Genomic DNA, 12,386 nt, shown 5'->3' with positions numbered 1-12,386 from the left:
TCGTCGTACCGCCGTTGCGGTGTGATCACCAACCTAGGAATTCCGGCCCCCCGTCACGATCCGGCAGCCTGGCCGTTCGGAGCGGGTGCCCACCCCACTGCGCCGGTAGCGCCTGCTGTACCGGACCCGCCCCGACCTCGGCCAACACCGCCGGAAACAGGGGCCGGTGACGGTACGTCAGGTGCGGCGGCGCGCGTCGTCGAGGTAGCGCAGGACCGCCGCGACCCGCCGGTCGACCTGGTCGGCGGGCGACAGGTCGAGCTTGGCGAAGATGCTGCGGATGTGCTTGTGGACGGCGCCGTCCGTGACGACGAGCCGCTCGGCTATCGCCCCGTTGCCCAGGCCCTCGGCCATCAGCCCGAGCACGTCCCGCTCGCGCGGGCTGAGCCGCTCAAGGCGGGTGTCCTGGCGGCTGCGGGTGAAGAGCTGCGCGACGACCTCCGGGTCGATGGCCGTGCCCCCGGCGGCCACCCGGTTGAGCGCGTCGAGGAACTCCTCGACCCGGCCCACCCGTTCCTTGAGCAGGTAGCCGAGCCCGGTGACCCCGCCGACGAGCAGCTCCGTGGCGAAGGACTGCTCGACGTACGCCGACAGGACGAGGACCGCCAGATCGGGCCTGCGCCGCCGGGCCTCGACGGCGGCGACGATCCCCTCGTCGGTGTGCGTCGGCGGCATCCGTACGTCGAGGATGGCGACGTCGGGCTTGTGGGTGTCGATGGCGTCGAGGATGCCGTCGGCACTGCCGGCGGTGGCCACCACGTCGAGGCCCTCCGCGCGCAGCAGCAGCGCGAGCCCCTCCCGCAGCAACGGGTCGTCCTCGGCGATCACAATCCGCATGGCATGTCCACCTTGAGAGTCGTCGGGCCGCCGGGCGGGCTGGCCAGGTCGAGGGTGCCGTCGTGGGCCGCGATGCGGCGCCGGATGCCGGTGAGCCCGGAGCCGCCCGTCTCGTCGGCGCCGCCGCGGCCGTCGTCGGTGATGTCCAGTCGCAGCCGGCCGCCACGGCTGCGGACCGTGACGGTGGCGCTCTTCGCCCCGCTGTGCTTGGCGATGTTGGTCAGCGTCTCGGCGACCACGAAGTACGCGCTGGCCTCCACGGACGCGGCGCACCGCTCGGGCGCCGCGACGTCGATCCGGCAGGGCACCGGGCAGCTCGCGGCGAGTCCGGTGAGCGCACCTTCGAGGCCGCGGTCGGCCAGTACGGGCGGCAGGATGCCCCGGGCGACCGAGCGCAGTTCGGCGAGGGCCTGCTCGGCGGCGCTCTGGGCCCGTTCGAGGAGTTCGTCGGCGCCCGCCGGATCGCGGGCCACCATGCGGCGGGCGGCGCCCAGCAGCACGGTGACGGTGACGAGCCGGTTCTGGGTGCCGTCGTGCAACGAGCGCTCGATACGGCGCAGTTCGGTGGCGTGGGCGTCCAGGGCGGCGGCCCGGGTGGCGGTGAGTTCCGCGACGCGCAGGGACAGGTCGGTGTCGGGTCCGGCCGCGAGGAGGGCGCGCCCCGGGCGCGCCTGGAGCCGTGCCATGGCGGGGGTGAGGCCCAGGATGATCGCGATCCAGCCGAGCCCCAGCAGAGTCACGGCCAGGGCGTCGGGCCAGCCCTGGGCATGGCCGAGGCCCACGGACGTACTGGTCGTGCTCTCCGGCATGAAGCGCCAGTACAGCGGGAACAGCGCGTCGCGTACGGCCATCAGCGGCAGCAGCAGCCCGATCAGGCCGAGCAGCAGCCCGAGCGTGCCGTGCCGGGCCAGCCAGCGCAGCTCCCGCCGGGTGGTCGGGTCGACGAGGGCGAGCCGCAGCCTGGTCGGTGCCGGGTCGGGCCCGATGATCTCGGGACCCCACCTGGCGAGCCGCCGGCGTTCACGGTCGGCGAGGGAGTGCAGGGCGCGCAGCGCGACGGGGGCCATGAGCAGTCCGACGCCCACGACGGACGTCACGGCGGCGACGGCCAGCCAGATCAGCACGGCCAGCGCCGGCATCGCGGTCCCGATCCCGCCGATGAGCTGTCCGAGCGCGGCACCGGCGGCCTCGACGGCCCGGATCGCGCTTGCCCTGATCCCGGGCCGCCCCACGTCGACCGGCTCACCGTGCCGGGTCGAGGTCGACATCCGCCCCACCTCTCTCCCTCGTCAACAGCCCTGTGCGGGCGGCCGGTTCGCTGTCGATGAGGAGCGTAGAGGTACAGCCTGCTGTACCCCCACTCGGGCTGCTGGCGGGCTCGGCCGCCCAGGGTCCCGATCCGTAGTTTCGGTGACGTCAGCGAGACCCGCCGAGGGTCCGGAGAGTTCGAAGAATCCGAAGAGGGACAACGATGGCCACCACGGACCCCTACCGCCTCACCAGCGGCACCGAGAGCACGGACCCGACGAAGACCGCGGTCAGCCGCAACGACATCGTGCGTACGACGCTGTGGCTGGTGCTGGTCATCAGCACCGTCGGCAACATGGTGGCCTCCTACGGCGGGGCCTCCACCCAGGTCCACCTGGCCTGCGGCGCCGTCACAGCGCTGTGCGTGACCGCGCTCGTCACCCGCCACCTGCGGGGCCGGCGATGAGCGGCGTCCACGCGGGAGCCGCCCACCCGGCGGCGACACGGACCGCTCCCGCCATCGCGCTGGCGAACGTCAGCAAGACGTACGCGGGAGGCATCCACGCCCTCGACGACGTGTCGCTGGCCGTGGAGCACGGCACGTTCCTCGCCGTGATGGGGCCCTCCGGGTCCGGCAAGAGCACGCTGATGCACTGCGCCGCCGGACTGGACTCCCCGACCTCGGGAAGCATCCGCATCGGCGGCCAGGAGATCGCGGGGCTGAACGAGACCCGCCGCACCGAACTGCGCCGCGAGCACATCGGGTTCGTGTTCCAGTCCTACAACCTGGTCCCCGCGCTCAGCATCGCCGACAACATCACGCTGCCGCTGCGGCTGGCGGGGCGGGCCCCCGACCGGGAGTGGCTGCGGGCACTGGTGGAGCGGGTCGGTCTCGCCGACCGGCTGTCGCACCGGCCCGCCGAGCTCTCCGGCGGCCAGCAGCAACGGGCCGCGATCGTACGGGCGTTGGTGGCCAAGCCGGCCGTCGTGTTCGCCGACGAGCCGACCGGGGCGCTGGATCTGCGCAGCGCCCACGAGGTGCTCGGCCTGCTGCGCGAGCTCGTCGACGAGCTGCGCCAGACGGTGGTGATGGTCACCCACGACCCGGCCGCCGCCGCCCAGGCGCACCACGCGGTGGTGATGGCCGACGGCCGGGTGGTCGAGCGCCTGTACCAGCCCACCGCCCCCGAACTGGCCGACCGTCTCGTCAAGCTCGGAGAGGTCTAGAACCATGCTGCATCTCGCGGTCCGGATGGCCGGACACCGGATCACCGCCCTGCTGGCGGTGGCGTGCGCGGTCCTCGGCGGGGCGGCCCTGATCACCGGCACCGGAGTGATGGCCGAGTCCGGGTTCCGCTCCCAGCTGCCGGCCGGGCGCCTCTCCGGCGCGGAGGTCGTGGTCTCCACCGAACAGAGCTTCAGTTCGGGCCCCGACCTGCCGATCGCCCTCCCGGAGCGCGGCACGGTCCCGGCCGATCTTGTCGACGAGCTGGCCCAACTGCCCGGCGTCACCGCGGCGGTCGGCGACATCGGCTTCCCCGCCGCCCTCGTCGACGCCGACGGCCGGGTCGTACCGGTGGAGGACCCGAAGACGGCCGGGCACGGCTGGTCCTCGACGAAGCTCTTCGTGGACGCGAAGGTCGACGGATCCGCTCCGGCCGGCACCGGCGAGGTCGCCCTCGACAGCGCCACGGCCACCACCGCGGGAGTCCGGGTGGGCGACAGGGTCGAGGTCGTCGCCGCCGGCCGCGCCGCGGCCGCCTACCGCGTCACGGCGCTGGTCGACGCACCCGACGCCGGAATCCTCTTCGCCGACCCGACGGCCGTACGGCTGTCCGGCCGCGCCGACGGGGAGCGCGCCGGGACCGTGGACCTCGTCGCCCTGCGCACCGAGCCCGGCACCGAGGCCTCGGTCGCCGCCGCGGCCCGCGAGAAGATCAAGGACACCGGCAAGAAGACGGCCAACAGCACCGACGCAGACACCGAGGCCGCCGGCCTGATCGTCTCCACCGGCTCCGAGCGCGGCGACATCGCCTCCCCCGGCGCGGGCGCCGCCCGCTCCCTGCTGATCCTGCTGGCCAGTTCGCTCGCCGGGATCATCATGCTGATCATCGGGTTCGTGATGGCGAGCGCGCTCGCCGTGTCGATCGGCGGCCAGCGCCGCGATCTGGCCCTGATGCGGGCCGTCGGCGCAACTCCCAAGCAGATCAGGCGACTTGCGGCCGGACAGGCCTCGATCATCGCGGCCGTGGCGGTCGTGCCCGGAGTCGGCCTCGGCTATCTGCTGGCCGGACAGTTCCGGCGGATGCTCGTCGACCGCGAAGTGATCCCGGAAACCCTGCCGCTCACGTTCAGTCCGCTGCCCGCGCTCGCCACCGTCCTGCTCCTCGGCCTCGCCGTGCAGGTGTCGGCCCGCAGCGCCGCGTGGCGCACCTCGCGCATGCCGGCCACCGAGGCGGTCGCCGAGTCGCGCAGCGAACCCCGCACGCCGTCGAAGATGCGGGCCCGCTTCGGGCTGCTGCTGATCGTCGCCGCCACCACGCTGTCGGTCGTACCGCTGCTGAGCCGTACGGTTCTCGGCGCGACGGCCACCTCCATGGCCGGGATCATCGGGGCGATCGGCCTGGCCCTGTCGGGACCCGCGCTGGTCCGGGGCATCGGCGACGCGGCGGGCCGACGGCTGCGGCCCGGGGTCTCGGCGCCGACCTGGCTCGCGGTGTCCAACATCCGCGGATACGCGCTGCGGCTCTCGGGGGTCGTCAGTGCCCTGGCCATGGCGGTCGTGTTCGTCCTGACCTACACGCTGGCCCAGACGACCGTCATGAGCGCCACCGCGCAGGACACCCGCACCGGCACCCTCGCCCAGCAGCGCCTGACCGCACCGGGCCTCGGCGGCCTGCCCGCCGGTACCCTCGCCGCCGTCACCAGGACCTCGGGCGTCGAGGCGGCGGCCCCGGTCAGCGACACCACCGTGATCCGGGAGTACAAGCAGTTCGGTGACCCGGTCGTCGAATCCGGCTCGGCCATGATCCTGACCCCGGCCGCGTCGGGCGTCCTCGACCTCGGCGTACGGGACGGCAGCCTGGCGCGCCTCAAGGGCGACACGGTCGCCGTCAGCACCGAGGTCGCCCGCTCCCCCGGCTCGGGACTCGGCAGCCGCATCACCCTGGTCCTCGGGGACGGCACCCGGGTCAGCCCCGAGGTCGTCGCCGTCTACGACCGCGCCCTCGGCTTCGGACCGATCGCCCTCTCCCACGACCTCGCCGCGGGCCACACCACCGCGGGCCTCGACCAGAGCGTCCTCGTCCGCACCGACGGCACCGACGAGGCACAGCGCGCCCTCACCGCCCTCGCCGCGGCCCGCCCCGGCCTGGCCCTCGCGCCCACCGACACCGGATCGGGCGACAGCCTGAGCGACGCCCCGCCGGAGGTCTGGATCAACCTGGCCCTCATCGTCGTACTCCTCGGCTACCTCCTCCTCAGCATCGCCAACAAGCTCGTCGCCACCACCGCCCAGCGGCAGGGCGAGATCGCGACACTCCGCCTCAACGGCACCACGCCGCGCCAGATCCTCGCGATGATGCGCCGCGAGGCCGCGGTGATCGGGGCCGCCGCCCTCACCACCGGCCTGCTGCTGTCCGCGATCCCCCTCGCGCTGCTCGGCATCGGCTTCCTGGACCGGCCGTGGCCCGCGGGCCCGGTGTGGCTGCTCCCCGCCGTCGCGCTGACCGTGATCTGCACCGCGTTCATCACGGTCGAACTCCCCACCCGGCAGGCACTGCGCACGGCCCCCGCCCATGCGCTGTCCGCCCGCGAATAGGGCCGGGCACCACGAGGACGGAAGCGGGGGTACGGGCAGACACGCGGCCGGGATGATCAGGCCGCGCGTCCGCCCGTACCCCCGCTTCCGAACCAGCCCCTCAGCGCGCCCGCAGCTCGCCCTTGACGACCTTCCCGCTCGCGTTCCTCGGCAGCTCGCCCACGAACTCCACCGTCCTGGGCACCTTGTAGTTCGCCATCTCCCGCCGTGCCCAGGCGATGAGGTCGTCCGCGGTCGCCACGGCTCCCGGCCGCCGCACGACATACGCCCTGCCGACCTCGCCGAGCCGCGCGTCCGGTACGCCGATCACCGCCACGTCGGCCACGTCCGGGTGCAGGCCGAGGAGCTGCTCTATCTCCGCCGGGTACGCGTTGAAGCCGCCGACGATGAACATGTCCTTGATCCGGTCGGTGATCCGGAGGTTGCCCGCGAGGTCCAGGACGCCGACGTCGCCCGTGCGGAGCCAGCCGTCGGGGGTGAGGACCTCGGAGGTGGCCCGGGCGTCCTCGTAGTAGCCGCCCATGACGTTGAAGCCGCGGACCAGGACCTCGCCCTGGGCGCCGGGCGCGACGGAGACGCCCGCCGCGTCCACCACCCGCACCTCCGTGCCCGGGATCGCCCGGCCCGACGTCGACGCGATCACGCCGGGCTCGTCCCCGCGTCGGCACATCGAGACGATCCCGCTAGCCTCGGAGAGACCGTAGGCGGTGAGAACGGTCCCCACCCCGAGTTCCTCCCGCAACCGCTCCACCAGGCGCAACGGCACCACGGCCGCGCCCGTCACCACCAGGCGCAGGGGCGAGAGGTCGTACACGTCACGGTTCGGGTGGTCCAGGAGCGACTGGTGGAGGGTGGGCGGGCCCGGCAGGACGGAGATCCGCTCCGAGGCCACGTTCGCGAGGACCGTGTCCACGTTGAACACCGGCTGCGGGATCATCGTCGCGCCCCGCATCAGACAGGCGATCACACCGGCCTTGTAGCCGAAGGTGTGGAAGAAGGGGTTCACGATCAGATAGCGGTCGCCCTCGCGGAGGCCCGCGAGATCGCTCCACACCTCGTACGCCCGCAGCGTCTGCGCGTGGGTGATCACCGCGCCCTTGGGGCGGCCCGTCGTGCCCGAGGTGTAGACGATGTCCGAGGGGGACGACGACTCCACCGCCGAGGCCCTCGCCCGTACGTCCTCCGCCGCCACGCCGTCCCCGCTCGCCAGGAAGTCCTTCCAGGTACGGAAGTCGGCGGGGGCGTCGTCCGAGAGAACGACCACCTGTTCCAGGTGCGGGAGCCCGGCGAGCGGACCCGCGGAACCCGGCCCGTCCCCGGCCGCCCGCCGCAGCGACGCCACGTAAGACGTCCCCAGGAACGTCCCCGTCACGAACAGCAGCTTCGCCCGGCTCCGCGAGAGGATGTACGCCGCCTCCGTGCCCTTGAAGCGGGTGTTCAGCGGGACGAGGACCGCGCCGGCCGACACCGCGCCCAGCGAGGAGACGATCCAGTCCAGGGTGTTGGGCGCCCAGATGGCCACACGGTCACCGGGGCCGACGCCGTTCGCGACGCAGGCCGCCGCCGCGCGTTCCACCCGGGCGCCCAACTCCGCGTACGAGACCCGGGTGCGGCCCTCGACGACCGCCTCCACGTCGGCGTACCGCTCGGCCGCCCCCCGCACCAGCCCGGGAATGGTGCCCCACTCCATGTCACCGCGCACGGCGAGCCTCCCCACGGTCGACACCCACTAGCTGACTACCCGTCAGATTAGCTGTAGCCTGACGCCCTGTCAGCATTCGTGGACCACGGTGGAGGTGCGCCCATGACAGGGGCAGGACTCAAGGACGCCACGGCCGTCGTGGGGATCGGGCAGACCCCCTTCGCCAAGCAACTCCCCGAGAGCGAGAAGGCATTGGCCTGCCGGGCGATCCTCGCCGCCCTCGACGACGCCGGGATCTCCCCCGCCGAGGTCGACGCGCTCGCCTCCTACACGATGGAGGAGACCGACGAGGTGGAGGTGGCGAAGGCAGTCGGCTTCGGCGACCTCACCTTCTTCAGCAAGGTCGGGTACGGGGGCGGCGGTTCGTGCGCCACCGTCGCGCATCTGGCCGCCGCCGTGGCCACCGGCCAGGCGACGGTCGGAGTCGCCTGGCGCTCACGCAAGCGCGGCAGCGGCCCACGCCCGTGGAAGAACACGGCCGTCCAACTCCCCACCCCCGCCCAGTGGACGCGCCCTTTCGGCCTCCTCCGCCCGGCCGACGAGATAGCCATGCTCACCCGCCGCTATCTGCACGAGTACGGGGCGACCCGCGACCACCTCTTCAACGTCGCCCTCGCCTGCCGCAACCGGGCCAACCAGAACCCCGCGGCGATGATGTACGAACGCCCGCTGACCCGGGACATGTATATGACCTCGCGATGGATCAGCGAACCCCTCTGCCTCTTCGACAACTGCCTTGAGACGGACGGAGCGTTGGCCTGCGTGGTCGTCTCCGCCGAACGGGCCCGCGACTGCCGCCGCCGGCCCGTGTACGTCCACTCCGCCGCCCAGGGCCTGCCCGCCCAGCACCACGGCATGGTCAACTACTGGAACGACGACCCGCTGACGGGCCCCGCCTGGACAGCCGCCCGCCATCTCTGGAAACACGCGGACTTCACCCCGGAGGACGTGGACGTCGCCCAGATCTACGACGCGTTCACCCCTCTCATCCCTCTCTCCCTGGAGGGCTACGGATTCTGCGGCCGGGGCGAGGGCGGCGCGTTCACCGAGGGCGGCGCCCTGGAGATCGGCGGCCGGCTGCCGCTGAACACGAGCGGCGGCGGCCTCTCGGAGGCGTACGTCCACGGCTTCAACCTCATCAACGAGGGCGTGAAGCAACTCCGGGGCACGAGCACCGCGCAGGTCCCGGACGCGGCCACCTGCCTGGTCACGGCGGGCGAGGGCGTACCGACGTCCGCCCTGCTCCTGAGGACCTGACCGCCCGGCCATCCGCCGAACCAAGTATCCGAAGGGCCGACATGCTGACACCTGTCGTGGACGACGACGGCGCCCCCTTCTGGGAGTACGCCGCCCGGGGCGAACTGCGCGTCCAGGCCTGCGCCGAGCCCGACTGCGGCGAACTCCGGTTCCCGCCCCGGCCCTGCTGCCCGCACTGCCACTCCTTCGACAGCGAGTGGCGCAGGATGAGCGGCAAGGGCCGCGTCTGGTCGTACGTGATCCCCCATCCGCCTCTCCTGCCCGACTACGCGGCGCAGGCCCCGTACAACGTGATCGTCGTCGAACTGGCGGACGCCCCGCGGATACGGCTCGTGGGGAACCTCGTCACCGGGCCCGAGGCGCCGATCAACTCCGTGGCTCAGGAACGGATCCGGATCGGGGCGAAGGTGCAGGTGGTGTTCGCGGAGGGTGAGGGCGGCGAGGGCGGTAGCGGGCTGCCGCGCTGGGTACTGGAGCGTCCATGACCCTGCGCATCTCCGCCGACAAGGACACGGGCGTCGCGGTAGTCACCCTCGACCGCCCCGAGAAGCTCAACGCCATCGATCTGGACACAGCAGCCGAACTGTCCACCACCTGGCAGGAGTTCAGGTTCGACGACTCCGTACGGGCGATCGTGCTCACGGGCGCGGGCGGGCGGGCCTTCTGCACGGGGCTCGACCGTGGCGCCGACGTCCCGCAGCCCAACTCCCCCTACATGGTGGACGATCCACTGATCACCATCGGGCCGAAGGCGTGCGACCTGTGGAAGCCGGTCATCGCCGCCGTGAACGGGATGGCCTGCGGCGGGGCCTTCTATCTCATCGGCGAGGCGGACTTCGTGATCGCCGACGAGACGGCCACGTTCTTCGATCCGCACACCACGTACGGCATGGTCAGCGCGTACGAGTCCATCCTCCTGGCGCAGCGGATGCCGTTCGGGGAGGTCGCCCGGATGGCGCTGATGGGCACGGCCGAGCGGGTCTCCGCGCGGCGGGCGTACGAGGTGGGGCTGGTCAGCGAGGTCACCGCGCCCGGTGAGGCGCCGGCCGCCGCCGTGCGGTGCGCGGACGTCATCGCGTCCTGTCCGACCGAGGCCGTGCAGGGGACCGTACGGGCCGTGTGGGCGGCGAAGGAGGCGACGCGGACGGCCGCGCTGGCGCACGCCCCGCATCTCGTGTCGATGGGGAACCTGCCGAGCGAGGCGCAGGCGGGGCTGTTCGCCGGCCGCCGGACGGAGTACCGGACCCGCTGACCAGCACGCCGGGTCTCTCCCGCCGCCGCCCCCGCCCCGGGCCGTCACTGAGCGTGGCCGTCGCGTGGCGGGGGGCGGGGACCCGGCGTAGCGTCGGCATCGAGAGCCCGGGAACGGAGGTCCGCGCATGGTCCGCAACCTGCTCGGGTCCGTCCTCGCTCTCGCCGGAGCGACGGCCGCCGTATGGAGCCCCTTCCGTGCCTGGTACGACGGCCGTCACGGCCGGCACTACCGCCTGGGGGACCTCTTCTCCGCAGGCGGCGTCACGAGCATCCCCGCCGAGCTCTTCGCCTCGCTCTTCCTGCCCTTCGCGGGCGCCGCGCTGATCACGCTGGCCGGGCTGCTGCTCCGGTCGCGACTGCTGGTGGCCCTGGCCGGCGTGATCGTCCTCGCCTTCACCGTGCTCTGGCTGATCCGGGTGGGCCAGGCCGAGGGCAACCTCGTGATCTCCGGCACCCCGACCGACGGCCTGGGCCCCGGCACGGGGCTCGCCTTCGGCGGTGGTCTGCTGTTGCTACTGGCTTCCGTGGTCCTACGGGGCCGTGGCGTGCGGGCGGAGCCCGAGTACGTACCTCCACCGGACCCAGCAGTACCCACACTCGACGGTCCAACTGCGGACTACCGCTGAGCGCGACCGCCGGTTGTGAAGACCTGCGGCCCGGTGGGGACTGGTCGCGCAGTTCCCCGCACCCCTAAAAGCCAAAAGGCTGCGCAGTTCCCCGCGCCCTTAAAAGATCAGGGGCGTAAGCCCCTCTCTCCAGTTGCCCCACCGGGCGGCAGCCGCTCTCCTTCGTGAGGGGTCGTGTCGGGGTTTCCGATCGCAGCACGACCTCTGATGGGCAACCAATGGGTGCTGGATGACACAGCTGCGATCGGATGCCCGTCGCGGCCCCGACCAGACGACAAACGGCAGGCGCATCTTTTAGGGGCGCGGGGAACGGCGCGACCAGCCCCCACCTGCCCGCACCCGACAACGCACAACCCCGGCCCGCGCCATCAGGAGCGGGCAGTCCCCGTTCCCTTCTCCGCATCGAGCGCGTACACACACCGATCCTTGCTGCACGCGTACACCACCCCGTCCTTCACGACGGGCGCCCCGGTGATCTCCCCACCGGTCGCGAGCTTCCACCGCAACCGCCCGTCGTCGGCCTTCAGCGTGTAGAGCAGATGATCGGTGGACCCGAAGTGGATGCGCCCGTCGGCGACGGCGGGCGCACCCACGACGTCACCCCCGGCCTGGAAGCGCCACTTCGGCGTACCGGTGACGGCGTCGAGCGTGTAGAGCCCCTTGCCGGACCCCACGTGGACATGCCCCGCGGAGACGAGCACGGGATCGAGCGAGGACCGCGCCTCCGTGGCGATACGCCACCGGTCGCGTCCGTCCGTGGCGTCGAGGGCGTACACCGTGCCGAGGTAGTCGGCGAGGTAGATCCCGCCGCCCGTGACGGCGGGCCCCGGCGCGAAGGTCGGCGGGCTGAGGAAGACGGCGGGCGCCTCGAAGTGCCAGCGGACATGCCCGCCGGCGACGTCGATGGCGAGCACCCGGGTGCCGGCGGACACGTACACGTATCCGTCGTCGGCCTGGGTGATGCGGACGGGCACGCCGCCGCAGGACGCCGCGTCCCCGATGGGGTACGACCAGCGCTCCTCCCCCGTACGGGCCTCCAGGGCCCGCAGCCGGGCGTCCTTCCAGACGTAGACCGTGCCGTCGTGGACGGCGGGCCCGGCCTCGGGCGACTCGAAGTCGGTCTGGGCGCCGGTGATCTCCCAGAGCTTCTGCCCGTTGGCGGCCTCCCAGGCCTGTACGCCGCCGCCGCGGGTGCCGGTGACGACCGTGCCGCGGTCGGCCTTGAGGGAGTACACCCAGGCGTCGGTCGGCAGCCGCCACAGGTCGGTGCCCTCGCGGGCGTCCAGGGCGAAGAGGGTGGGGCCGTCGGAGGCGTGGACGCGGCCGCCGGCGACCGCCATCGACCAGGCGACGTCCCGGGTCTTGAAGCGGCGCCGGCCGGTGGCCACGTCCAGGGCGTGCACCTCGAAGGACGTGACGTAGACGAGGTCTCCGGCGACGGCGGGCGTGCCCCACACGTCGTTCGACATGCGGAAGCGCCACGGCCGCCAGGAGGTGGCGGAGTCGGGGCCGGGGGCAGGCGCGGGTACCGGGACGGGCCCGGCGGAGTCGGCGCCGTTCACACCGGGGCGCGGCCGGGACCAGGAGGCGGCGAGGCCCGCCTCGGGAGGAGGTGCCTTCACGGCGGCGGCGCGGGCGTCGG

At 72.9% G+C, this 12,386-nt stretch carries 11 protein-coding genes; 7 read left to right on the top strand and 4 right to left on the bottom strand.

Going from position 1 to position 12,386, the window contains the following annotated elements:
- Positions 1–177 precede the first annotated feature (177 nt).
- Positions 178–837 carry a response regulator transcription factor gene (locus O3Q52_RS11995; protein WP_269648767.1) on the bottom strand — a complete coding sequence of 220 codons (660 nt, stop codon included), beginning with the start codon at positions 835–837 and terminating at the stop codon, positions 178–180.
- The gene (locus O3Q52_RS11990; protein ID WP_269648766.1) at positions 825–2,105 is read right to left on the bottom strand and encodes a sensor histidine kinase; all 1,281 of its coding nucleotides are present in this window, start codon (positions 2,103–2,105) and stop codon (positions 825–827) included. The genes O3Q52_RS11995 and O3Q52_RS11990 overlap by 13 nt, the downstream gene beginning before the upstream one ends.
- A 203-nt stretch (positions 2,106–2,308) precedes the next feature.
- Here O3Q52_RS11990 and O3Q52_RS11985 point away from each other — a divergent pair, with 203 nt between their 5' ends.
- Genes O3Q52_RS11985 through O3Q52_RS11975 form a run of 3 tightly spaced genes read left to right on the top strand, consistent with a single transcriptional unit; the run spans position 2,309 to position 5,905 of the window.
- Positions 2,309–2,551, top strand: a complete 243-nt coding sequence (locus O3Q52_RS11985; protein ID WP_269648765.1) for a hypothetical protein — start codon at positions 2,309–2,311, stop codon at positions 2,549–2,551.
- Complete coding sequence (locus O3Q52_RS11980) at positions 2,548–3,312, top strand: ABC transporter ATP-binding protein (protein WP_269648764.1); 765 nt, start codon at positions 2,548–2,550, stop codon at positions 3,310–3,312. The genes O3Q52_RS11985 and O3Q52_RS11980 overlap by 4 nt, the downstream gene beginning before the upstream one ends.
- Positions 3,313–3,316: 4 nt before the next feature.
- Complete coding sequence (locus tag O3Q52_RS11975) at positions 3,317–5,905, top strand: FtsX-like permease family protein (protein WP_269648763.1); 2,589 nt, start codon at positions 3,317–3,319, stop codon at positions 5,903–5,905.
- A gap of 100 nt (positions 5,906–6,005) precedes the next feature.
- On the opposite strand, the gene O3Q52_RS11970 is transcribed toward O3Q52_RS11975, so the two are convergent.
- Complete coding sequence (locus tag O3Q52_RS11970) at positions 6,006–7,607, bottom strand: FadD3 family acyl-CoA ligase (RefSeq protein WP_269648762.1); 1,602 nt, start codon at positions 7,605–7,607, stop codon at positions 6,006–6,008.
- Between the two features lie 102 nt (positions 7,608–7,709).
- Here O3Q52_RS11970 and O3Q52_RS11965 point away from each other — a divergent pair, with 102 nt between their 5' ends.
- From O3Q52_RS11965 to O3Q52_RS11950, 4 genes are all read left to right on the top strand, one after another.
- Positions 7,710–8,864 (top strand): lipid-transfer protein, encoded by a 1,155-nt coding sequence (locus O3Q52_RS11965; protein ID WP_269648761.1) that lies wholly within the window; start codon positions 7,710–7,712, stop codon positions 8,862–8,864.
- A 41-nt stretch (positions 8,865–8,905) separates the two neighbouring features.
- On the top strand, positions 8,906–9,349 hold the full coding sequence (locus tag O3Q52_RS11960; RefSeq protein ID WP_269648760.1) for a Zn-ribbon domain-containing OB-fold protein: 444 nt from the start codon (positions 8,906–8,908) through the stop codon (positions 9,347–9,349).
- Positions 9,346–10,116 (top strand): enoyl-CoA hydratase/isomerase family protein, encoded by a 771-nt coding sequence (locus O3Q52_RS11955; RefSeq protein WP_269648759.1) that lies wholly within the window; start codon positions 9,346–9,348, stop codon positions 10,114–10,116. Before O3Q52_RS11960 ends, O3Q52_RS11955 begins: the two co-directional genes overlap by 4 nt.
- Positions 10,117–10,243: 127 nt before the next feature.
- Entirely contained in the window at positions 10,244–10,744 is a 501-nt protein-coding gene (locus O3Q52_RS11950) for a hypothetical protein (RefSeq protein ID WP_269648758.1), read from the top strand.
- 368 nt (positions 10,745–11,112) lie between these two features.
- On the opposite strand, the gene O3Q52_RS11945 is transcribed toward O3Q52_RS11950, so the two are convergent.
- The coding region (locus tag O3Q52_RS11945; protein WP_269648757.1) for a PQQ-binding-like beta-propeller repeat protein at positions 11,113–12,386 on the bottom strand (1,274 nt) is incomplete at its 5' end.

Origin of the sequence: Streptomyces sp. ActVer (assembly GCF_027270795.1) — a bacterium.
Lineage (GTDB): Bacteria > Actinomycetota > Actinomycetes > Streptomycetales > Streptomycetaceae > Streptomyces > Streptomyces umbrinus_A.
Note: the sequence above shows the minus strand (reverse complement) of the source record. Positions and strands in the feature narration are given on the sequence as shown.